Raw genomic sequence first — 21,928 nt, 5'->3', positions numbered from 1 at the left:
GCTACGCCTCGGCCTCGGCGCGGCCGTCGTGTCCGAACAGCAGCTCGGAGGCGCGGTCCACGAGCGCGTGGAACTCGGGCGTGCGCATCATCTCGGGCGTCCGCGGACGCGGCAGGTCGACCTCGATGATCTCCTTGACCCGTCCGGGCCGCGGTGACATGACCGCGACGCGGTCGGCGAGGAAGATCGCCTCGCTGATGCCGTGCGTCACCAGCAGTGTCGTCGCCGGCTTCTCGGTCCAGATGCGCAGCAGCTCGAGGTTGAGGTTCTGCCGGGTCATGTCGTCGAGCGCGCCGAACGGTTCGTCCAGCAGCAGGACGGACGGTTTCAGCACGAGGGCGCGCGCGATCGACGCGCGCTGGCGCATGCCGCCCGACAGCTGGGCGGGCTTCGCGTCGGCGAAGTCGCGCAGGCCGACGAGGTCGATCAGTTCGTCGACGTAGGCGCGGTCGACCTTACGGCCGGCGACCTCGAACGGCAGCTCGATGTTCTTTCGGATGCTGCGCCACGGCAGCAGCGCGTGGTCCTGGAAGGCGATGCCGAGCTCGCTCTTGGCGCGCAGCTGGTCGGGGGTCTCGCCGTCGACCAGTGCGACGCCGTCGGTCGGGTGATCGAGGGCGGCGAGGATCCGTAGGATCGTGGACTTGCCGCAGCCCGAGGGGCCGAGCAGGGCCAGGAACGAGCCCTTGTCGGTGTGCAGGTCGGTGCCCTGCAGTGCCTGCAGCGAGCGTCCGCCGCGCAGCGTGAACGACTTCGAGACCCCGGAGATCTGGATGCCGGTACCGGCGGCCGTCGCGCCGGCACCGGCATCCATCGTGGATGACACGGACATCTCGTTAGGGGAGGTACTTCTTGAGCTCGGGGTGCTCGGCGTAGATCTCGTCGATGATCGACGTGTCGAACAGCTGGTCGGCCGTCAGCTCCCAGCCCGACGCCTTCAGGGAGGCGAGGGTCTGGGCCTTCAGGTCGTCCGAAATCGTGAACAGGCCGTTGGCCTGGGTCTCGTCGGTGGAGATGAGCTTCGCCTGCGCCTCGATGCCGGCCTTGACCTTGGCGGGGTTCAGCTCGCCGAAGGTGAGGTCGCCCGCCGCGGCGGAGTCGTTGTAGTGCTTGGTGACGACCGTCACGGTGTCGTCGACGGGCTTGGTGAACGTGTCGGTCCAGCCCTTGATCTCCGCGATGAGGAACGCCTTCAGCAGGTCCTTGTGCTCGGCGAGGTACTGGTCGGTGACGGCGTACGACTCGGCGACGTAGGGCAGACCGTTCTCGGCGTAGGCGAGGTTGGTGGTCGGGTATCCCGCCATCTCGACCGTGATGGCCTCGTTGGTGAGGTAGGCCATGAAGCCGTCGACGTCACCGTTCATGAGCGGTGTCGGATCGAAGTCGACGGGCACGATCGTCAGCTGGCTCTCCGAGATGCCGTTCGCGGCGAGGAGCGCCTTGAAGACCGAGGCGTTGGAGTCCTGCACGCCGATCTTCTTGCCGATGAGGTCCTTCGGGGTCGCGATGTTGCCCTTGTTCTTCAGCGACAGGATCGTGAACGGGTTCTTCTGGAAGGTCGTGGCGATGATCTTCAGCGGAGCGCTCTGCTCCGACACGGCGGCGCCGACGGATGCGGCATCGGTCAGCGCGACCTGCACCGAGCCGGACAGGAGCTTGGCGACACCCGTGTCGGGGCCCGCGACGCCGGTGACCTTGGAGAAGCCCGCCTGGTCGTAGTAGCCGTTGTCGTAGGCGTAGAACTCGCCCGCGAACTCCTCGTTCTTGATCCACGAGTACTGCACGCTGATGTCGCCGTAGCTGGCGGCCTCACCGGATGCCGAGGGGCTGGCTGCGCCTCCCGCCGACGAGCAGGCGGACAGAGCGAGGGCGGCTGCGGCGGCGACCGCCAGGATGATTCCGCCGCGGCGGCGGGTGGAGCGTGAAGGCATCGGGTCTCCCGGGTGCGGTGTCATGTGCTGTGGATGCAGAACGGGCTGCGGTGATTCTGGAGACGATAGGTGCCTCACATTTCCGGCGTTTGCCCGTTCGTGTTTCGGTGGTGTGACGCGAGGCGCCAGACACGGTCGCGGCGGAACGGCTGCTCGTAGGGACGGGCGCCGAGCGCGCGGGCGATGGCATTGCCGATCGCCGGCGCGACGGGGTTGTACGGCGACTCGCTCATCGACTTCGCACCGAACGGGCCGAGATCGTCGGCGGTGTCGGCGAAGTAGACCTCGGTCTCGGGGATGTCACCGAACTGGGGCACGCGGTACAGCCGGAAGGCGGGGGTGGTGACCTTGCCGTCCTCGACCATCACCTCTTCGTACAGGGCGCTGCCGATGCCCTGCGCGACCCCGCCCTCGATCTGTCCGCGACACTGCGCGGGGTTCATCACGAAACCGGCATCCGCCGATTGGATCGACTGCAGGATGCGGACGACACCGGTGCGGGGATCGACGGCGACGCGGACGGCATGGACGTTGAACGCCAGTGAACGGTGCTCACCCCGCTCGCTGCCGTCGGCGGTGAGCTCGCCGTCCGCCGTCAGCTCACCGAGCGACACGATGCGGACCGGCGTGTATACGCTGTCGGGCATAAGTCGCGCCTCGGTGGCATCCGTGCCGGTCAGTTCGGCGGCGCGGGCGCGCAGCCGCTCCGCGAGCGCGAGACAGGCGGCGTGCAGCGCCTTGCCCGCGACGGTGATGCCCGCCGACGCGAACGCGCCCGTGTCATGGGCGACCGCGTCGGTGTCGGCGTGCCAGAGCTCGATGCGGTCGGGATCGGCGGACAGGTCGGTCACCGCGATCTGGCGGAGAACCGTCGTGGTGCCGTTGCCGAACTCGGCCGTCCCGGCGCGCAGCAGGTAGGTGCCGTCGGTGCGGAGCGTGACGCTCGTGTGCGCGATGTGGCCGAACGGCGCCATCGTGGCGATCATCGCCGCCGCGACGCCCTCGCCGACGAGCCACCCCGCGGGGGCCTCGACGCCGTTGCCGCGGCGGAGGGCCGACTCGGCGAGATCGAGGCACTGGTCGAAGCCGTAGCTTCCCCACACCAGGTCGTCGTGGCCCGGGTCGTCCTGCGGCGTGACGGCGTTGCGCCGCCGAAGCTCGAACGGGTCGATGCCCAACCGCTGGGACAACTCGTCCATCGCCGACTCGACCCCGAGCACCACCTGCCCGAGCCCGTATCCGCGGAAGGCGCCGGACGGCACGTTGTTCGTGTACACGACCTCCGCATCGAGACGCTTCAGGGGAACCCGGTAGATCGTCGTCGATTCGGCGAGGGAGTGGAACATGACGCCGCGGGAGTGGTTGCCGTAGGCGCCGGTGTCGCTCAGCAGATCGATCGCCATGGCGGTGAGCCGTCCGTCGGCATCGGCCCCGAGGGTGACCGTCACGCGCATCGGATGCCGCACGGCCGCGCGCTGGAACTCGTCGGCGCGGCTGAACTCGAACGCCACCGGACGGCCCGTGCGCAGCACCGCGAGGGCGACGAGATCCTCGGTGAACATCTCCTGCTTGCCCCCGAAGCCGCCGCCGAGGCGCGCGGTGTGCACGCGCACGCGGTCGCGGTCGAGTCCGAAGATGTGCGCGATCTCGTCGCGGGCGAGAAACGGCACCTGCGTCGACGATCGCAGCACGAGGCGGCCGTCGCCGTCGAGCCAGCCGATCGAGCCGTGGGTCTCCAACTGCGCGTGGGTGACCCGCGCGGTCTGCCAGGTTCCGGTCACCGTCACGGCGCTCGCCGACAGCGCGGCCTCGAGCTCGGCGGCGTCGGGGCCGGCGTGCACGCTCGCGATGACGTTGCGCCCGGCCTCGTCGACCCGGTCGGCGGGCGTGCGGTCGGGGTGCAGCAGGGGAGCTCCCGGCCGTCGCGCCTGTGCCGGATCGAAGACGGCGGGCAGCAGCTCGTAGTCCACGTGGACGAGCCGGCACGCCTCATCCGCCGCCTCGGCGGTCTCGGCGACCACCGCGGCGACCCGCTGCCCGACGTGGCGGACCACGTCGTCGAGCATGCGGGTGTCGTCGGGATCGTCGGTGCGGTGCTCATGACGGCCGGTGGAGTAGCGCACGTCGGGAACGTCGGCGTGGGTGAAGATCGCGACGACGCCCGGCACCGCGCGGGCGGTCGTGGTGTCGATCGCCGTGATCCGCGCGTGTGCGTGCGGGCTCGTCACCAGCCGCAGCACGAGGGCGTCGGCCGCAGGGTGATCCGGCTCGAGGTCGAACGTGAAGCTCTCGCGCCCCTGCGTCAGCCGCGGGCCGGCGGGGGGCGCGACCGAGCGGCCGACGACGGCGGATGCCGATGCCGCCGCATCCGCATCCTCGCGCCGTGCCGACCGCCCCGTCTCGCGCACCGCGGTCATGATCGCCTCGCGAATCGGGCGATACCCCGTGCACCGGCAGAGGTTGCCCTTCATGCGACGGTCGAGGTCGTCGAGATCGCTCTCGCAGAGGGTCGAGGCCGTCACGCTCATGCCCGGCGTGCAGAACCCGCACTGGAACCCGAATCCGGTCGCCAGCGCCTCCTGCACCGGATGCAGCTCGTCACCCGGCGCGAGTCCGGCCGCCGTGGTGACGTGTCGGCCTTCGACGCGACCGGCGGGAATGAGGCAGGAGTGCACGGGGTCGCCGTCCAGCAGCACGGTGCAGGCGCCGCAGTCGCCCGCGTCGCACCCCTTCTTGACCTCGGTGTGGCCCGTCTCGCGCAGGAGAGTGCGCAGGCACTGGCCGGGGCGCGGCTCGGCATCCACCTCGGCGCCGTCGACGACCCACTTCATGCGAGCTCCCTCCGGATGTCCTCCGCGAGTGCAACGGCGACGCCCCGACGCCAGTCCGCCGACCCGAGCGGATCGGTGTAGTACCCCGAGGAGTCTTCGATCGCGGCGGCGAGGGTCGCGGCATCCGGCAGCGCAGCGAAGCGCAGCACCGTGGGCCGCCAGGTCGCCGCCGTCACCCCGAAGACGCTGGCGCCGTCGGGGTCGACCCGGCCCGTGACGACGGCTCCCGAGCGGCCGTGCTCGGCGAGGGCGATCTTGCGCAACACGGCGCGGGAGCGCAGTGCCTCCGCCGGCAGGCGGATCGCGCGCAGCACCTCGCCGCGCTCAAGCGAGGTCGTGCCGTTGCCGGTGACGAGCTCGGCGACGGGAAGCTCACGGTCGCCCTCGTCGCTCCAGATCTCGGCGACCCCGTCGAGCCCGACGCAGAGCGCCACCATCGCGCCCGCCGCGAAGGCGCGGCAGATGTTGCCGCCGACGGTGGCGGTGTTCCAGATCTTGAACGAGGCGAGGAGGGCGTTCGCGGCATCGGGGATCATCGCGGCGGCGGTCCACGACGCCGGAGCCTCCCGCGAGAAGGCGACGAGCCGAGCGATGGTGCACGTCGCGGCGATGCGCAGGCCCTCGGCATCGGCGTCGAGGTCGGGCCAGCCCATGCCGGTGACGTCGACGAAACCGGTCGTTGCCGGCTGCGGCTCGCTCATCAGCCACGTGCCGCCCGCCATGATCGTCTCGCCCGGCGCGAGCAGGAGGTCCTCGCGGGTGCGCGCCGTCCGGAACGAGCGCACGCTGGTGATGTCCATGTGCCGCTCCGATCTGTTTCGCGTCCCGTCCGCGGCGTCGGGTGCGCGGACCGGATCGAGTCCGAGTGAAACAGAGTGCCGTTTCGCCCGTGTTTCACGCGCACGCAACAGGCTCGCAACGAGCGGCGATTACAGTGACGACCATGCGCGACATCCTGTCCCCGGCGGCCCAGTGGGTGCGCGAGGGGCGTGCGTTCGCGATCGCGACGGTCGTCGCGGTCTCGGGCAGCGCGCCGCGGCCGGTCGGGGCGAGCATGATCGTCTCGGATGCCGCGGTGTTCGGAAACGTGTCGGGCGGGTGTGTCGAGGGCGCCGTCTACGAGCGGTGTCTCGAGGCGATCGACAGCGGAGCGGTGTCGGTCGACAGCTTCGGCTACAGCGACGGCGAGGGCCTCGCCGCGGGCCTCACCTGCGGGGGAGCGGTCGAGGTGCTCGTGCGCCCCGTGCCGCCCGGCGGCGCCGCGGCGGCCCAGCTCGCGCTGCTGGCGGAGCGGGATGCCGTCGGCATCCCCACCCGGTTCCGTCTCGTGACGTCGGGCGCTCTCCGCGGGACGGGTGTCGTCGAGCACGGGACCGCCGACGCGTCGGGGGCGGATGCCGCGCCGCACGCCGACGCGATCGTCGTTGAGGTCGGCGCACGCCCGCGGCTCATCGTGGTGGGCGCCGTGGAGTTCGCCGTCGCGCTCGCCCGACTGGGTCAGGCGATGGGGCAGCGGGTGAGCGTGGTCGATCCGCGGGAGGTCTTCGCCAGCGCCGACCGCTTTCCCGGGGCAGAGGTCGTGGTCGACTGGCCCGACCGCTATCTGGCCGGCCAGCGGCTCGACGCTGCCACGGCGATCTGCGTTCTGAGTCACGATCCGCGTCTGGACGTTCCCGCGCTGCGGGTCGCACTCGGCTCGCCCGCCGACTATGTCGGGGCCATGGGCAGCCGCCGCACCCACGACGACCGCCTCCGCCGCCTCCGCGACGCCGGAGTGGGCGACGCCGAGCTCGCACGCCTGCGTTCGCCGATCGGCCTCGACCTCGGCGGCGTCTGCGCCGACGAGACCGCCCTGTCGATCCTCGCCGAGATCGTCGCCGATCGCCGGGGCGGGTCGGGCGCACGGCTGTCGGGCCTGGCCGGACCCGTCCACGCCGCCGGACGCCGCGACGCGCGGACGGCGCCCGAAGCGGCGGGCGCCGTGGTCTGCGCGCCGATCGCCGCCGTCGGCCCGGCATCTTCTTGGCGGCCGTGACGATCTGCGGGATCGTCCTCGCGGCGGGCGCCGGCACCCGCTTCGGCGGCCCGAAGGCGCTGGCCCGCACCGACGCGGGCGAGCCGTGGCTGACTCTCGCCGTCGGCACCCTCCGTGCCGCCGGGTGCGAGCCGGTCGTCGTCGTGCTGGGTACGGGCGCCGACGAGGCGGAGCCGCTCGTGCCGGCGGGGGCCGTCGTGGTGCGCGTCGCCGACGGGTGCCGTGAGCTGTCGGCATCCGTCCGTCTCGGGCTGGAGGCGGCCGGCGTTTCGGGTGCCGTCGCTGCGCTCCTCGTTCCCGTGGATGTGCCGGAGCTGCCGGCATCGGCGTGTCGTCGGATGATGCGGGATGCCGACGCGAACGCCCTGCGTCAGGCCGTGTACCGGGGTCGCCCGGGCCACCCGGTGCTGATCGGCCAGGCGCACGTGCCGCGGGTGGCCGGTGCGCTGACGGGCGACCGCGGCGCCGGCGCGTACCTGCGGGCGCACGGCGCCGAACGGGTGGAGTGCGCCGACCTGTGGCACGGCCGCGACCGCGACACCTCCGACTGACGCGGGCGTTGCCCCTCCGCCCGCCCAAACTCCACCCACGCCCGAACTGCAAGGGATGTCGCAAGACACGCCGCTCGGCGGTGGACCTCACCCGCGTGTCGCGCGCCGAGCCTTGCAGTCCGGCATGGCGGCTGCTGCGGCGGGACTCAGGCGGCGGCGCCAACCACGGCGGCGATCGCCGAGGTGAAGAATCCCCGTCCGTCCACGCCCGAGCGCATCGCGTCGGGGGTGTTCGGACCGAAGCCCGGCTCCACCGCGTGCTCGGGGTGGGGCATGAGGCCGACGACGTTGCCGCGTGCGTTCGTGAGACCGGCGATGTCGTCGAGGGAGCCGTTGGGGTTCACGCCGAGGTAGCGGAACGCGACGAGACCGTCGCCCTCGATCTGGTTCAGCGTCTCGGCCGAGCAGATGTAGCCGCCATCGGCGTTCTTGAGCGGGATCGTGATCTCCTGGCCTGTTTCGAAAGCGGAGGTCCAGGCGGTCGACGCGTTCTCGACGCGCAGGCGCTGATCGCGCCGGATGAACTGCTGGTGGGCGTTGCGGATCAGACCACCCGGCAGCAGGTGTGCCTCGACGAGCATCTGGAACCCGTTGCAGATGCCGAGCACGGGCACGCCCTTGGCGGCGGCATCCTTCACCTCGGTCATGATTGGGGCGAGCGCGGCGATCGCGCCGGCGCGCAGATAGTCGCCGTAGCTGAAGCCGCCCGGCAGCACGAGCGCGTCGACATCCTCGAGATCGTGCGATCCGTGCCAGAGGGCCACGGGCTCGGCGCCCGCGAGGCGGATCGCGCGCTGGGCGTCGCCGTCGTCGAGCGAGCCCGGAAAGGTGATGACGCCGATGCGTGCGGTCATTCGACGACCTCGATGCCCACGACGTCCTCGATCACCGAGTTCGAGAGCACCTCGTCAGCCAACGTGCGCACCGTCTCGAGCGTCTTCTCGTCGGCGACGTCCACGGTGAGTTCGAACCGCTTGCCGATGCGGACGGCCGAGAAGCCCTCCACGCCGAGACGGCCGAGGGCACCGGCGACGGCCTTGCCCTGCGGGTCCAGCAGCTCGGCCTTGGGCATGACATCGACGACGATGGTGGGCATTCGGTCCTCCTGAGGGCCGCCTGACGGCCGCGGGGTCGTCCCGCGGATCGATGCCGGAGCCGGCGCGCCGCGGGAGGGAAGGGGTCGCCCTCAGTCTACGGGCATCCGGCCCTCGGCATCCGTTGGTGAGGAGACCCCCCGCGCAGCGGATGCCGCCGATTTGCCACGGCCGTCGTTACGCAACCGTGATCCACTCGTGGGAGCGCTCCCTTGCTTTCCTGGGAGCGATCCCATAACGTCATCGGTGTCCGGTGAGAGCGCTCCCATTCCGATAGCGACGCGGTAACGCGGGGAGACGGGAACGCAACCCACGCACCTGAAACACATCCACAAAGGAGTGACACGTGAACACACGCGCACTGCGGCGCATCGGCCTCGTGGCCGGCGTCGCGACCACCTCCGCCCTCGTCCTCGCCGGCTGTGCCGGTGGCGGCGGCGGAGCAGCCACGGCCGACCCCAACGAGAAGGTCACCCTGACCGTTGCGACCTTCAACGACTTCGGATACTCGGACGCCCTGTTCGCCGAGTACACGAAGGAGCACCCCAACGTCACGATCGTGCACAACAAGGCGGCCACGAGCAACGACGCGCGCGCCAACTACTTCCAGAAGCTCGGCAAGACGGGTCTCGCCGACATCGAGGCCATCGAGGTCGACTGGCTGCCCGAGGTCATGAAGTACTCCGACCTGCTCGCCCCGGTCCCCGCCGACCTGAAGAGCCGCTGGCTGGACTGGAAGACCAAGGCCGCCACCGACCCCAAGGGCAACCTCATCGGCTACGGCACCGACATCGGTCCCGAGGGCGTCTGCTACCGCTCCGACCTGTTCGCCGCGGCGGGCCTGCCCACCGACCGCGAGTCGGTCGCGAAGCTGCTCACCGGTGACTGGAAGACCTACTTCGACACCGGCGCGAAGTACACCGCCGCAACCGGCAAGGCGTTCTTCGACTCCGCCGGCGGCACCTACCAGGGCATGATCAACCAGGTCGAGGCCGCGTACGAGAACCCCTCGGACGGCAAGATCACGATCGACCCGCAGGTCGAGACGATCTACAACCAGGTGCTCGACGCCTCCAAGACGCAGTCCGCTCACCTCAGCCAGTGGTCCGACGACTGGATGGCCGGTCTGTCCAACGGTTCGTTCGCGACGATGCTCTGCCCGGGCTGGATGCTCGGTGTCATCTCCGGCAACGCCAAGGACGTCAAGGGCTGGGACATCGCCAACGTCTTCCCCGGCGGCGGCGGCAACTGGGGCGGTTCGTACCTGACCGTCCCCGCCAACGGCAAGAACGTCGCGGCTGCGCAGCAGCTCGCCGACTGGCTGACCAGCCCCGACACGCAGCTCAAGGCGTTCGCGGCGGCCGGCACGTTCCCGAGCCAGGTCGACGCGATGAAGTCCGACACGCTGCTGAGCTCGAAGAACGAGTTCTTCAACAACGCTCCGGTGGGCCAGATCCTCACCGACCGCGCCAACGCGGTCACGGTGTCGCCCTTCAAGGGCCAGTTCTACTTCCAGATCAACGACGCGATGCAGAAGGCTCTGACCCGCGTCGAAGAGGGAACGCAGGACAAGGCCGCCTCGTGGGCGCAGTGGCAGACGGAAGTCGCCGCCATCAAGTAAGGACGACGGCAGACATGTGACAGCGGGCCCGGGGGACCCTCCCGGGCCCGCTCCCTGCCTCAACCACGAGATCGAAGGACTGAAGAGTGGACACCACCAGAACCTCCACGCGCGTGCGCGGCACCGCCGCCGTCGCGCGTCAGCCGAAACGGATCGGCTTCGGCAACCGGCTGAGCTCCTGGGATCTCAAGCTCTCGCCGTACCTCTACATCTCCCCGTTCTTCATCCTGTTCCTCGTCGTCGGGCTCTTCCCGATCGGGTACACCGCGGTGATCTCGTTCATGGACTGGGACCTGGTGCGAAACTCCGGCACCTTCGTCGGTTTCGACCAGTACGCCACCGTGATCTCCGACCCGAAGTTCTGGGCGGCGCTGCGCAACACCTTCAGCATCTTCCTGCTGTCGTCGGTGCCCCAGCTCATCGCCGCCGTGTTCATCGCGGCGCTGCTCGACCAGAACATCCGCGCCAAGACGTTCTGGCGCATGGGCGTGCTCGTCCCCTACGTCATGGCCCCCGTCGCCGTGGCCCTGATCTTCTCGAACATGTTCGGTGACCAGTACGGCATCATCAACACCTGGCTGAGCAGCATCGGGCTGCCCCCGGTGATGTGGCACTCCGACACCTTCGCCAGCCACATCGCCATCGCCACGATGGTGAACTTCCGCTGGACCGGTTACAACACCCTCATCCTCCTCGCCGCCATGCAGGCGATCCCGCGCGACTACTACGAGGCGGCCACCGTCGACGGTGCCGGCAAGGTGCGGCAGTTCTTCGCGATCACCATGCCGAGCCTGCGCCCCACGCTGATCTTCGTCATCATCACGTCCACCATCGGTGGCCTGCAGATCTTCGACGAGCCCCGCATGTACGACCAGACCGGCACCGGCGGCGCCAACAACCAGTGGCTGACCATCTCGCTCTGGCTCTACGACCTCGGCTGGGGACAGTGGAACCTGGGCCGCGCCGCGGCGCTGGCCTGGATCCTCTTCATCATCATCCTGGTGATCGGCGTCATCAACCTCTTCATCACCCGCAACCTGGTGCGCGACGAAGGCAGCCGCAACACCCTCACCCGGGCACAGATGCGCGTCGCCCGACGCGCGGCCCGTGCCGCGGTCGCCGCCGATCGCGCTGCGGCATCCGATCCCCGTCGCACGAACGAATCAGCGGAGGTGACGCGATGAGCGTCCTCAACGAACGCGCCGTCCCCGTCATCGACGACGCACTGCCGACCCCGGGCCGAGGCGAGAAGAAGCACCGTCCGCGCCACGTGAAGGGCACCCGTCCGGGCTGGATCGTCTACGCCTGCCTCGCCGCCGTCCTCGTCGGCAGCCTCTTCCCGTTCTATTGGTCGCTGCTGATCGGTTCCGGCGACTCGTACACGATCCGCGATCCCAACATGTCGTGGATTCCGGGCGGCAACTTCTTCGCCAACGCCGCGAAGGTCATGAACGATCCGGCCGTGAACTTCTGGACGGCCCTGTGGAACTCGATCATCAGCTCCGGCCTGATCGCCATCTCCGTCGTCTTCTTCTCCACGCTCGCGGGCTGGGCGTTCGCCAAGCTCAAGTTCAAGGGATCGAGCTGGCTGCTCGTCTTCGTCATCGCGACGATGGCCGTCCCCACCCAGCTCGGCGTCGTGCCGCTGTACATCCTGTTCAGCGACATGGGCTGGACCGGTCAGCTCGGCGCGATCATCGTGCCCGCCCTCGTGAGCGCGTTCGGCGTGTTCTGGATGACGCAGTATCTGCGCCAGGCCGTCCCGGATGAGCTGATCGAGGCGGCGCGTGTCGACGGGGCGAGCTCGTTCCGCACCTTCCTCACCGTGGGTCTGCCGGCCGCGCGACCGGCCGCCGCGATGCTCGCCCTGTTCACCTTCGTGTCGGCGTGGAACAACTTCTTCTGGCCGTTCATCGTTCTCGACCGGCAGAACCCGACGCTGCCGGTGGCGCTGTCGCTCCTGCAGTCCAACTACTTCGTCGACTACTCGATCGTGCTCGCGGGCGTGCTTCTGGCCACGATCCCGCTGCTCATCCTGTTCGTGTTCGCCGGCAAGCAGCTGGTCAGTGGCATCATGCAAGGCGCGGTCAAGGGCTGAGTGCCCGACCGCTTCAGAAAGGTCGACTCATGACAGAGTTCTCCCGCTCCTTCCCGGAGGGCTTCCTCTTCGGCGCGGCCACCGCCGCCTACCAGATCGAAGGCGCCGCCTTCGAAGACGGCCGCACGGCATCCATCTGGGACGCCTTCAGCCGCGTGCCCGGCGCGGTGATCGGCGCCGACAACGGTGACGTCGCGTGCGATCACTACCACCGCTTCCGCGACGATGTGGCCCTGATGAAGGACCTCGGACTCGACACCTACCGCTTCTCGGTCTCCTGGTCGCGCGTGCGCCCCGACGGCGGCCCCGTCAACCGCAAGGGGCTCGACTTCTACGAGCGCCTGGTCGACGAACTGCGGGCGAATGACATCCTGCCGTGGCTCACCCTCTACCACTGGGACCTGCCGCAGGCCATCGAGGAGAAGGGCGGCTGGACGGTCCGTTCCACCAGTGAGCAGTTCCTGGAGTACGCGCTGAGCGTGCATGACGTGCTCGGCGACCGGGTGCAGAACTGGACGACGCTCAACGAGCCGTGGTGCTCGTCCTTCCTCAGCTACACCGCCGGCATCCACGCGCCGGGTCGCTACAGCGCGACCGATGGCGTGCTCGCCGCGCACCACCTCATGCTCGGCCATGGCGCGGTCGTGCGGGAGCTCCGCGAGCGTGACGCCGATCTGCGCCTCGGCATCACGCTGAACCTCACGGTGGCCGACGCCGTCGACCCCACGGATGCCGCGGATGCCGATGCCGCCCGCCGTATCGACGGACAGTTCAACCGGTGGTTCCTCGACCCGATCTTCCGCGGCGAGTACCCCGCCGACGTGATCGAGGACATCCGCGCCGTCGCACCCGCCGCCATCGATGCGCTCGAGACGGCGAACCAGCCGGGCGACCTGGCCACGATCTCGCAGTCGCTGGATGTCCTCGGGGTGAACTACTACCACGGTGAGCTCGTCGGGGGCACAGCTGATCCGCACCCGCCGCTGCCGGGTGATGCGCCGACCGACCGGCCCGCGGCATCCCCCTTCCCGTCGTACGAGGGGATCTACTGGCACGATCGTGGCCTGCCGCGCACCAACATGCACTGGGAGGTGCAGCCCGAGGGGCTGACCCGTCTGCTGCAGCGGGTGTGGGACGAGTACGCCCAGCCGACCGGCACCGTCCTGTACGTCACCGAGAACGGCGCGTCGTACGACGACGAGCTCGTCGTCGAAGACGGTGTCGCGCGCGTGCACGACCTCCCGCGCACGCAGTTCCTGCTTGCCCATCTGGAGGCGATCCTCGATGCCGCAGATGCGGGCGTGGACGTCCGGGGATACTTCTACTGGTCGCTGCTGGACAACTTCGAGTGGGCCTGGGGATATGCCAAGCGCTTCGGGATCGTCCACGTCGACTACGACACCCAGGTGCGCACCGCGAAAGACAGCGCGCTGGAGTATCGTCGGGTCATCGCCGCCCGCGCACTCGATGACGCGGCGGTTCCGGTCTCCGGGGCCGTCTCGCATCCCGGTGCTCCGATCTCGACTCTTCAGAGGTAGCCCGTGACCATCGACACTCCGCGAGTCGCCCCGACGATCGAAGAAGTCGCGGCCGCCGCGGGAGTGTCGCGGTCGACCGTCTCCCGCGTCGTCAACGGCTCCACGGCCGTGAGCCCGGCGGCGCTGGAAGCGGTGCGGCGCGCCATCGCGGAGCTGAACTACGTGCCCAATCGGGCCGCGCGCTCTCTCGCGAGTCGTGCCACGATGGCGATCGCCCTCGTCGTGCCCGAAGACACCACGCGCTTCTTCGGCGACCCGTTCTTCGCATCGGTCGTGTCGGGCATCAACACGCGGCTCAGCCGGTCTGAGTACGTGCTCAACCTGATCATCGCGAGCGACGATCCGGGCGACAAGACCTCGGCGTACGTGCGCAGCGGCGCCGTCGACGGCGCCATCGTCGTCTCGCACCACACGAGCGACACGTTCATCGACCGGATCGCGAACGTCGTCCCGGTCGTCTACGGCGGGCGTCCCGTCCGGGAGCGCGAGCGCGACTACTACGTCGACGTCGACAACGTGGCGGGGGGACGCGAGGCCACGGAGTATCTGATCGGCCGCGGTTTCCGCCGGATCGCGACGATCGCCGGCCCCGTCACCATGCCCGCCGGCGTCGACCGTCTCGTGGGCTTCCGCGATGCCCTCGCCGCCGCGGGACTCGAGCCGGTCGCCGAAGAGGACGGCAACTTCACGGCCGACGGCGGATCCGCCGCGATGCAGCGGATCCTCGATGCGGGGGCCGAGTTCGACGCGCTCTTCGTCGCGAGCGATCTCATGGCCCGCGGCGCGCTCGCGGCGCTCGGCCGCGCGGGCATCCGCGTGCCCGAGGACGTTGCGATCGTGGGCTTCGACGATTCGCCCGTTGCCCGCACGGTCAACCCGCAGCTCACCACGATGCGCCAGCCGTCGCACGAGCAGGGGCAGCGGATGGCCGACATGCTGCTGTCGATCCTCTCGGGCGGTGCGCCCGATCGTGTGACGATCCTGCCCACGGAGCTCATCGTCCGCGACTCCGCCTGACCCGGCATCCGTCGCGCGTCCGCGCGCTCCCCCGCCGGGCGCCGCACGCCCTCCCGAACTGGTGGCGCATTGTGCGGTGTCCGGGTGCCGGATGCCGCCGTTTGCGTCACCGACTCGGAGTGGCGGCGGCGGCGAAGCGGGTGGCGCGTTCTGCTGTTCCCGGGGAGGGGATGCCGCCGCACGCGCCACCGATCTGCGTGGCGGGGAATCGGGTGGCGCGTTCTGCGGTGCCCGGGCGAGGGATGCCGCAGATCACGCCACCGATTCACGACGCGGGCGTGACGATCCCGCCGCCCGGTGTCAGCCGACGTTCTCCGTACCCGTTGCGCTGCGGGTGCTGAAAGGGTGGCGCGTTCTGCGGCTGTCTGGCGTGGGATGCCTCCGTTTGCGCCACCGATTCGGCGCGTCGTGAGAACAGGTGGCGCGATCTGCGGTGTCTGAGGGCGGGATGCCGCAGTTTGCGCCACCGATGAGCTGAGCCGACCCGTCGTCCCGCCCGCCGCGTCGTCCCGCCCGCCGCGTCGTCCCGCCCGCCGGCGTCAGCCGACGTTCTCGGGATCGCCGCCGAGCGGGCCGATGGGCACGATCGGGCCGCCGTCGTCGGCGCCGGTCTTGCGCGCTCGGGCGATGGCGTTGCCGAGGTGGTAGATGACGAGAGCGGCGACGGTGCCCAGCACGATGGCGCCGAAGCTGAGCGTGCCGAGGTTCATCGTGAAGCCCGCGATCGCGATGACGAAGGCCACGGCGACCGTGTACTGATTGACCGGCCGCGAGAAGTCCACCTGGTTGTCGACCCAGATCTTGATGCCGATGACACCGATCAGGCCGTAGAGGGCGGTCGTGACGCCGCCGAGCACGCCGGCGGGCATCGCGAAGATCACCGCACCGACCTTGGGGGAGAACGCGAGCAGGATCGCGACGATGCCGGCGACCCAGTAGGCCGCGGTCGAGTACACGCGGGTCGCGGCCATGACGCCGATGTTCTCGCCGTAGGTCGTCGTGCCCGAGCCGCCGCCGAAGCCCGCGATCGTGGTCGCGAGGCCGTCGGCGATGAGGGCACGTCCGGTGCGCTTGTTGATCGAGGGGTCGCCGGTCATGGTGGCGACGCCGCGCACGTGGCCCACGTTCTCGGCGATCAGCACGAGGATCACCGGCAGGAACATCGGCAGCATCGCCCACGCGTGCGCGTCGCCGAACGCCGGCAGGTGGAACTGGGGAAGGCCGATCCACGCGGCATCCGCGACGCCGGACCAGTCGACCCGGCCGAGGATCGCGGCGACGACGTAGCCGACGACGACGCCGAGGAAGATCGAGATGCGCCCGAGGAACCCGCGGAAGAACACGGCGAACAGGATGCAGGCGGCCAGCGTGATCGCGCCGAGCAGCGCGTCCTTCTGGAAGTTCGTCCACGCCACGGGGGCGAGGTTCAGGCCGATCAGCGCCACGATCGCGCCCGAGACCACGGGCGGCATGAGCCTTTCGATCCAGCCGGTGCCGGTCGCCTGCACGAGGAAGCCGATGCCGGCCAGCAACACACCCGCGACGAACACGCCCAGCAGCGCCTGGCTGATCTGCTCGCCCGTCTGGAGCGCCTTGCCGTCGCCGGGGCCGAGCGCGAGGATCGGAGCGATGAACGCGAACGAGCTGCCGAGGTAGCTCGGCAGGCGGTTGCCGGTCAGCAGCAGGAACAGGATCGTCCCGACGCCGGAGAACAGCAGCGTCGTCGACACGGGGAAGCCCGTCAGCAGCGGCACGAGGAAGGTCGCGCCGAACATCGCCACCACGTGCTGGGCGCCGATGGCGATCGTCGCCGGCCATCCGAGCCGCTCGTGCGGCTTGACGACGGCGCCGGGCTCGACGGTGCGGCCGTCTCCGTGGGTGGTCCAGATGGGCATGCTCGTGCTCCTTCTTCGGCGGGCGGTCGGCCGTGCGGTCGGCGGGGTGGGGCGGTCGGCGGATGCCGAGGTCAGGCTACCTGGGAGCGGGCTGTGAGCCGCGGACGCGCGCCGTGGAAGACGCGCTCACCTCTCCGGTCGTTGAGCGAGCGCAGCGAGTCGAAACGCGCTTCCCCGTCAGTCGGTCAGCTTCTCGAGCAGTTCGCGGTACTTGGCGGCCGTGCGCTCGACGATCTCGGCGGGCAGCTCGGGCGGCGTCCCCTGCCCGTTCCAGGCCGCGGCGAGCCAGTCGCGGACGATCTGCTTGTCGAAGCTCGCCATCCGCTCGGCGGGGGTCGTCCCGCGCGCCCAGGCGGCGGCATCCCAGTAGCGCGACGAGTCGCTCGTGAGCACCTCGTCGGCCAGGGTGAGCACGCCGTCGGCATCCACCCCGAACTCGAACTTCGTGTCCGCGAGGATCAGGCCCTTTGCTTCCGCGGTCGTCGCCGCGCGACGGTAGATCTCGAGGGACAGGTCGCGCAGCTGTGCGGCCCGCTCGGCGCCGACCAGTTCTTCGGCGCGCGCGAACGAGATGTTCTCGTCGTGCTCTCCCATCGGCGCCTTGTACGCCGGAGTGAACAGTGGTTCGGGCAGGCGGTCGCCGTCCTGCAGGCCGGCGGGCAAGGGGATGCCGCACACCGTCCCCTCGGCGACGTACTCCTTCCACCCCGATCCGGTGAGGTAGCCGCGCACGACGCACTCGATGGGCAGCATGTCGAGGGTGCGCACGATCATCGCCCGACCCACGACGGCGGCCGGAACCAGATCCACCGCATCGTCCGACCCGGCTACGAGCGCGTGGGTCGCGGCGAGGTGGTTCGGGATGCGCCGTCCGCCGTCGGCGCCGGAGAGCTGATCGAACCACCACAGACTGAGCGTCGTGAGCAGCTCACCCTTGCCCGGGATGCCGGGACTCAGCACGTGATCGAAGGCGCTGACCCGGTCGCTCGCGACGACGAGCATGCGCTCCGCCGGCGCGGGGCCACCCTCCGCGGGGCGGTACAGGTCGCGTACCTTGCCCGAGTAGACGTGGGTCCAGCCGGGCAGATCGGCGGGCGCGGCGGAAGGCGAGGAGGCGTCGGTCACGCGTCCATTATCGCGGGGTGATGCGGTCGACGAACGCGTAGGCCTCCGCGACGACGTCGGGCCAGAGCTCCACGGCATCCGGTCCGACGAAGACCCACTCGCGCATCGCGCGGCCGCGCATGGTCATGCGTTCGGCTCTGCCGGTCCGCTCGAGCGCGGTGACCCTCTCTTCGGGCAGCTTCGCGATCAGTCCCGACCGATAGCCCATGAAGGCGAACACCTTCCGGCGGATGCGCAGGCCCTCGCTGCCGAACATGGGTCCGATGTCGACGCCCGGGAGCACCATGTACTCGGCGGCGATGTCGTCGAACACCGCCCGGGCCTCTGCCGTCATGAGCAGACAGTAGCGCGCCGTGAGAAATCAGCGTATAGTCCACGTGGACTAATCGACATGGAGTAGTCGAGAGATCATCGAAGGAGGATGCCGTGAAGACCGCTGTCGACCGGCTCACACCCTTGGGAGTGATGGTGCTCGCGTTGCTGCGCGAAGACGACATGCACCCGTACGAGATGATCCGGCTCATGCGGCATCGGCACGATGACCGGATCGTCTCGGTGACCAACGGCACGATGTATCACACGGTCGCGCGGCTGGAGAAGTGCGCTCTGCTCGCCGAAGTCGGTGTCGGCCGCGACGGCAACCGCCCGGAGCGCACCACGTACACCCTCACCGACGCCGGCCATGAGGCCGTCCAGGACTGGGTGCGTCGAGAACTCCCGCTCCTGGACCGGCCCGTCGAGTTCCGGGTGGCCCTGGCCGAAGCGCACAACCTGCCCCGTGACGAGGTCATCGACCTGCTGTCCACGCGGCTGTCGGGCCTGGCGCGCACGCGCGACGAGATGACCGCCGGCATCCGCAGTGCTCGGGAGAACTCGGCCGGAGCCGCCCGCGTGATCGAGCAGTACCTCATCGAGATCGATCGAGAGCGTGCCCTGCTCGCCGCCGACCATGACTGGCTCGCCGCCCTGCTGGAGCGGCTCGCCCACCCCGACTTCGTGTGGGGATCACACGAGAAAACCGATCGCTACCTGGCACAGAGAGAAGCCGCACGCTCATGACCGAACAACGCACGCGCGATGTGACCGCGCCCGCACCCATCCCCGAACGCAGCCCGTGGCCCGCCCTGTGGGCGCTCGTCATCGGGTTCTTCATGATCCTGGTCGACACCACGATCGTCTCGGTGGCCAACCCCGCCATCAAGGCGGCCCTCGACCCGACCACCAACAACCTCGACAACGTCGTGTGGGTCACGTCGGCCTACCTCCTGGCCTACGCCGTGCCGTTGCTGATCACCGGGCGCCTGGGAGACCGATTCGGCCCGAAGCGCATCTACCTCATCGGTCTCGCCATCTTCACGCTCGCCTCCCTCGGCTGCGGCCTGTCGGGGTCGCTCGAGATGCTCATCGTCTTCCGCGCGATCCAGGGCCTCGGTGCCGCGCTCATGACGCCCCAGACGATGGCCGTCATCACGCGCACCTTCCCGCCGAACGCCCGCGGCGCCGCGATGGGCCTGTGGGGAGCGACCTCCGGGGTCGCCATGCTCGTCGGTCCGCTGGCGGGCGGCCTGCTCGTCGACGGCCTCGGATGGGAGTGGATCTTCTTCGTCAACCTGCCCGTCGGCGTGATCGGCTTCGTCCTCGCGTGGGTGCTCGTGCCGAACCTCGAGACGCACCACCACCGTTTCGACCTCGTCGGCGTCGTGCTGAGCGCGGTGGGCCTGTTCCTCATCGTCTTCGGTCTGCAGGAAGGCGAGCACTTCGACTGGGCCGCGTGGGTGTGGACGATGATCGCGGGCGGCGTCGTCGTCATGGCCCTCTTCATCTGGCAGCAGGCGAAGACCCGCAGTGAGCCGCTCGTGCCGCTCGCACTGTTCCGTGATCGCAACTTCTCGGTGTCGAACTTCACGATCGCCACGGTCGGCTTCACGGTGACCAGCATGTCGCTGCCGCTCATGTTCTTCGTGCAGCTGGCGCGCGGTCTGACCCCCACCGAGTCGGCGCTGCTGCTCGTGCCGATGGCGGTCGCCGCCGGTGTGCTCTCCCCGCTGACCGGCCGCCTGCTCGATCGCGTCGATGCGCGGGTTCTGCTGGTGCCGGGCCTGCTGCTGGTTGCCGTATCGCTCTTCTGGTACTCCTCGCTGATGCACCCCGACACCCCGATCTGGATGTTCCTGCTGCCCTCGTTCCTGATGGGCGTCGGAAACTCCGGCATGTGGGGACCGCTGGCCACCACGGCGACGCGCAACCTCGAGCCGCGTCAGGCCGGCGCGGGCGCGGGCATCTACAACACGACGCGCACGATCGGCTCGGTGCTCGGCTCCGCCGCGATCGCAGCTTTCATGCAGTCGCGTCTCGAGGCGAACCTGCCGGGCGCCTCGAACGCCGGCGGCGACTTCGGCACGGGGCAGCTGCCCGCATTCGTCGTCGACGGCTTCTCGAACGCCATGGCGCAGACGATCCTGTTGCCGGCGATCGTGCTGCTGATCGGCGTCGTCGCGGTGCTGTTCATGCAGCGTCCGCCGCACCTCACCAAGCGCTGAGCGGACCCGGCGCAGCCCATCGGTTCCCCGGTGGGCAGAACGGGGAAGGGGAGCCGCAGATCACACCACCGATTCTGGGCGGCGGTGGGAGGGTGCCGTCTCGGCATCCCCCCCCCGAGCGCGCTGAAAAGGGGGCGCGTTCTGCGGCCCCCGGGTGTGGGCGAGCGCCGTCTGCGCCACCGATTCTGTGTCCTGGGAAAACGGGTGGCGCGTTCTGCTGTTCCCGGGGGAGGGATGCCGCAGATCACGCCACCGATTCTCGGCGAGCGCCCCGAAAAGCTGGCGGGAGGTGCGGCCGCGCCCGCCGCACCTCACCAAGCGATGAGCGGGGCCGTCGACGACGCGGATCGTCAGTCGACGGCGACGCGGGCGGCGATGTCGCGCCGGTAGTGCGAGCCCTCCAGGCCGATCCGCTCGAGAGCGGCATACGCCTGGTCGCGCGCGGCGCTGAACGAGGCGCCCGTCGCCACCACGTTGAGCACACGTCCACCCGTCGCCACCAGTTCGTCGCCCTGCACCGCCGTCGCGGCGTGGGCGAGGTGCACTCCCGAAACGGATGCCGCGGCATCCAGCCCCGTGATGACCCGCCCGGTACGCGGCGCCTCGGGGTAGCCCTCGCTGGCGAGCACCACGGTGATCGCGGCGGTGTCGGCGAACTCCGGTGCGGGCTCGTCCTCGAGCGTGCCGGATGCCGCCGCCATCAGCAGCCGCGACAGAGGGCTGGTCAGACGGGCGAGCACGACCTGGGTCTCGGGGTCGCCGAAGCGGGCGTTGAACTCGATGACCTTGATGCCGTCGGCGGTCAGGATGAGTCCCGCGTAGAGCAAGCCGATGAAAGGGGTGCCCTCGGCATCCAGCGTGCGGATGACCGGTTCGGCGACCGTGCGGGTCACCTCGGCGACGAAAGCCTCCTCGCTGCCGAAGTCGTCGCTCAGCCAGGGCAGCGGCGAGTACGCGCCCATGCCGCCCGTGTTGGGGCCCGCGTCACCGTCGTACGCGCGCTTGAAGTCCTGCGCGGGGCTGAGCGCGCGCACCGTGTCGCCGTCGCTGACGAAGAAGAGCGACACCTCCGGGCCGGCGAGGAACTCCTCGACGAGCACGGGACCGGTGGGAAGGTACGTGTCGGCGTGCGCGAGCGCCGCGTCGCGGTCGTCGGTGACGACGACGCCCTTTCCGGCGGCCAGTCCATCGGCCTTCACGACGTGCGGGGCGCCGTAGGCGTCGAGGGCCGCTTCGACCTCGGCGCGGGTCGTGGCCCGCGTCGCCCGACCGGTGGGCACGTGGGCGGCATCCATGATCCGCTTCGCGAACGCTTTCGAGCCCTCCAGCTGCGCCGCGGCCTTTCCGGGGCCGAACACCGGGATGCCGTGCTCCCGCAGGGCGTCGGCGACTCCCGCGACCAGCGGCGCCTCGGGGCCGATGATCACGAGGTCGATGTCGTGGTCGTTGGCATACTCGGTCACCGCGGCGGGGCTGTTGGCATCGAGGGCGGCGACGATCGTGGCGTCGGCGGCGATGCCGGCGTTGCCGGGGGCCGCGAACAGGTCGTGGCCCGCGTGCTCCCCCTTCAGAGCGAGGAGGATGGCGTGCTCGCGGGCACCGGAACCGAGGACGAGAATGCGCACCCGGCCAGCCTACCGACGGGCCGCCGC

General features: G+C 70.0%; 19 protein-coding genes. 9 read left to right on the top strand and 10 right to left on the bottom strand.

All coding sequences use genetic code 11. The features are described 5' to 3' along the window. Position 1: 1 nt before the first annotated feature. From DEU37_RS11410 to DEU37_RS11395, 4 genes are all read right to left on the bottom strand, one after another. Positions 2–814, bottom strand: a complete 813-nt coding sequence (locus DEU37_RS11410; RefSeq protein WP_121190919.1) for an ABC transporter ATP-binding protein — start codon at positions 812–814, stop codon at positions 2–4. A 22-nt stretch (positions 815–836) separates the two neighbouring features. Further along, positions 837–1,931, bottom strand: coding sequence for an ABC transporter substrate-binding protein (locus DEU37_RS11405; RefSeq protein ID WP_016463973.1), 1,095 nt, complete (start codon positions 1,929–1,931; stop codon positions 837–839). A gap of 74 nt (positions 1,932–2,005) precedes the next feature. After that, on the bottom strand, positions 2,006–4,762 hold the full coding sequence (locus DEU37_RS11400; protein ID WP_121190790.1) for a molybdopterin-dependent oxidoreductase: 2,757 nt from the start codon (positions 4,760–4,762) through the stop codon (positions 2,006–2,008). Continuing rightward, a complete protein-coding gene (locus DEU37_RS11395) occupies positions 4,759–5,562 on the bottom strand; it encodes a xanthine dehydrogenase family protein subunit M (protein WP_121190789.1) in 804 nt (267 codons plus the stop codon). Before DEU37_RS11395 ends, DEU37_RS11400 begins: the two co-directional genes overlap by 4 nt. Positions 5,563–5,705: 143 nt before the next feature. On the opposite strand from DEU37_RS11395, the gene DEU37_RS11390 reads away from it, so the two are divergent. Continuing rightward, entirely contained in the window at positions 5,706–6,797 is a 1,092-nt protein-coding gene (locus DEU37_RS11390) for an XdhC family protein (protein ID WP_121190918.1), read from the top strand. Further along, complete coding sequence (locus DEU37_RS11385) at positions 6,794–7,348, top strand: NTP transferase domain-containing protein (RefSeq protein WP_121190917.1); 555 nt, start codon at positions 6,794–6,796, stop codon at positions 7,346–7,348. The genes DEU37_RS11390 and DEU37_RS11385 overlap by 4 nt, the downstream gene beginning before the upstream one ends. A gap of 146 nt (positions 7,349–7,494) precedes the next feature. On the opposite strand, the gene purQ is transcribed toward DEU37_RS11385, so the two are convergent. Continuing rightward, entirely contained in the window at positions 7,495–8,202 is a 708-nt protein-coding gene (purQ, locus tag DEU37_RS11380) for a phosphoribosylformylglycinamidine synthase subunit PurQ (RefSeq protein ID WP_121190788.1), read from the bottom strand. After that, the gene (gene purS, locus DEU37_RS11375) at positions 8,199–8,444 is read right to left on the bottom strand and encodes a phosphoribosylformylglycinamidine synthase subunit PurS (protein ID WP_121190787.1); all 246 of its coding nucleotides are present in this window, start codon (positions 8,442–8,444) and stop codon (positions 8,199–8,201) included. Before purS ends, purQ begins: the two co-directional genes overlap by 4 nt. 344 nt (positions 8,445–8,788) lie before the next feature. On the opposite strand from purS, the gene DEU37_RS11370 reads away from it, so the two are divergent. The 5 genes from DEU37_RS11370 to DEU37_RS11350 all read left to right on the top strand — a co-directional run bounded on the left by DEU37_RS11370 (position 8,789) and on the right by DEU37_RS11350 (position 14,716). Further along, the gene (locus DEU37_RS11370; RefSeq protein WP_121190786.1) at positions 8,789–10,063 is read left to right on the top strand and encodes an ABC transporter substrate-binding protein; all 1,275 of its coding nucleotides are present in this window, start codon (positions 8,789–8,791) and stop codon (positions 10,061–10,063) included. An 86-nt stretch (positions 10,064–10,149) separates the two neighbouring features. Continuing rightward, entirely contained in the window at positions 10,150–11,247 is a 1,098-nt protein-coding gene (locus DEU37_RS11365) for a carbohydrate ABC transporter permease (RefSeq protein WP_121190785.1), read from the top strand. After that, positions 11,244–12,161, top strand: coding sequence for a carbohydrate ABC transporter permease (locus DEU37_RS11360; protein ID WP_121190784.1), 918 nt, complete (start codon positions 11,244–11,246; stop codon positions 12,159–12,161). The genes DEU37_RS11365 and DEU37_RS11360 overlap by 4 nt, the downstream gene beginning before the upstream one ends. Positions 12,162–12,190: 29 nt before the next feature. Beyond that, positions 12,191–13,699, top strand: coding sequence for a GH1 family beta-glucosidase (locus DEU37_RS11355; RefSeq protein ID WP_121190783.1), 1,509 nt, complete (start codon positions 12,191–12,193; stop codon positions 13,697–13,699). Positions 13,700–13,702: 3 nt separating this feature from the next. Beyond that, positions 13,703–14,716 carry a LacI family DNA-binding transcriptional regulator gene (locus tag DEU37_RS11350; RefSeq protein WP_121190782.1) on the top strand — a complete coding sequence of 338 codons (1,014 nt, stop codon included), beginning with the start codon at positions 13,703–13,705 and terminating at the stop codon, positions 14,714–14,716. 539 nt (positions 14,717–15,255) lie between these two features. Here the strand turns inward: DEU37_RS11350 and DEU37_RS11345 are convergent. The 3 genes from DEU37_RS11345 to DEU37_RS11335 form a co-directional block, all read right to left on the bottom strand. Then, positions 15,256–16,611 (bottom strand): uracil-xanthine permease family protein, encoded by a 1,356-nt coding sequence (locus DEU37_RS11345; RefSeq protein WP_121190781.1) that lies wholly within the window; start codon positions 16,609–16,611, stop codon positions 15,256–15,258. Positions 16,612–16,788: 177 nt separating this feature from the next. After that, entirely contained in the window at positions 16,789–17,736 is a 948-nt protein-coding gene (locus DEU37_RS11340; protein ID WP_121190780.1) for a phosphoribosylaminoimidazolesuccinocarboxamide synthase, read from the bottom strand. 7 nt (positions 17,737–17,743) lie between these two features. Then, positions 17,744–18,070, bottom strand: coding sequence for a hypothetical protein (locus DEU37_RS11335; RefSeq protein ID WP_121190779.1), 327 nt, complete (start codon positions 18,068–18,070; stop codon positions 17,744–17,746). Positions 18,071–18,162: 92 nt separating this feature from the next. Between DEU37_RS11335 and DEU37_RS11330 the strand changes: the two genes are divergently transcribed. Together DEU37_RS11330 and DEU37_RS11325 are read left to right on the top strand one after the other, a co-directional pair. Further along, complete coding sequence (locus DEU37_RS11330) at positions 18,163–18,795, top strand: PadR family transcriptional regulator (RefSeq protein WP_121190778.1); 633 nt, start codon at positions 18,163–18,165, stop codon at positions 18,793–18,795. Next, a complete protein-coding gene (locus tag DEU37_RS11325) occupies positions 18,792–20,276 on the top strand; it encodes a DHA2 family efflux MFS transporter permease subunit (RefSeq protein ID WP_121190777.1) in 1,485 nt (494 codons plus the stop codon). Before DEU37_RS11330 ends, DEU37_RS11325 begins: the two co-directional genes overlap by 4 nt. Positions 20,277–20,626: 350 nt before the next feature. On the opposite strand, the gene purD is transcribed toward DEU37_RS11325, so the two are convergent. Further along, positions 20,627–21,901, bottom strand: coding sequence for a phosphoribosylamine--glycine ligase (gene purD, locus DEU37_RS11320; protein ID WP_121190776.1), 1,275 nt, complete (start codon positions 21,899–21,901; stop codon positions 20,627–20,629). Positions 21,902–21,928: the final 27 nt, after the last annotated feature.

It is taken from the genome of Microbacterium sp. AG790 (genome assembly GCF_003634765.1).
Classification (GTDB): Bacteria; Actinomycetota; Actinomycetes; order Actinomycetales; family Microbacteriaceae; genus Microbacterium.
This window is presented reverse-complemented; position numbering and strand designations above follow the sequence as displayed.

What these genes read in the sequence shown, in the direction of transcription:
- DEU37_RS11410 (WP_121190919.1), bottom strand. Translation starts at nt 814, where the DNA reads ATGGATGCCGGTGCCGGCGCGACGGCCGCCGGTACCGGCATCCAGATC.
- DEU37_RS11405 (WP_016463973.1), bottom strand. Translation starts at nt 1,931, where the DNA reads ATGCCTTCACGCTCCACCCGCCGCCGCGGCGGAATCATCCTGGCGGTC.
- DEU37_RS11400 (WP_121190790.1), bottom strand. Translation starts at nt 4,762, where the DNA reads ATGAAGTGGGTCGTCGACGGCGCCGAGGTGGATGCCGAGCCGCGCCCC.
- DEU37_RS11395 (WP_121190789.1), bottom strand. Translation starts at nt 5,562, where the DNA reads ATGGACATCACCAGCGTGCGCTCGTTCCGGACGGCGCGCACCCGCGAG.
- DEU37_RS11390 (WP_121190918.1), top strand. Translation starts at nt 5,706, where the DNA reads ATGCGCGACATCCTGTCCCCGGCGGCCCAGTGGGTGCGCGAGGGGCGT.
- purQ (WP_121190788.1), bottom strand. Translation starts at nt 8,202, where the DNA reads ATGACCGCACGCATCGGCGTCATCACCTTTCCGGGCTCGCTCGACGAC.
- purS (WP_121190787.1), bottom strand. Translation starts at nt 8,444, where the DNA reads ATGCCCACCATCGTCGTCGATGTCATGCCCAAGGCCGAGCTGCTGGAC.
- DEU37_RS11360 (WP_121190784.1), top strand. Translation starts at nt 11,244, where the DNA reads ATGAGCGTCCTCAACGAACGCGCCGTCCCCGTCATCGACGACGCACTG.
- DEU37_RS11355 (WP_121190783.1), top strand. Translation starts at nt 12,191, where the DNA reads ATGACAGAGTTCTCCCGCTCCTTCCCGGAGGGCTTCCTCTTCGGCGCG.
- DEU37_RS11345 (WP_121190781.1), bottom strand. Translation starts at nt 16,611, where the DNA reads ATGCCCATCTGGACCACCCACGGAGACGGCCGCACCGTCGAGCCCGGC.
- DEU37_RS11335 (WP_121190779.1), bottom strand. Translation starts at nt 18,070, where the DNA reads ATGACGGCAGAGGCCCGGGCGGTGTTCGACGACATCGCCGCCGAGTAC.
- DEU37_RS11325 (WP_121190777.1), top strand. Translation starts at nt 18,792, where the DNA reads ATGACCGAACAACGCACGCGCGATGTGACCGCGCCCGCACCCATCCCC.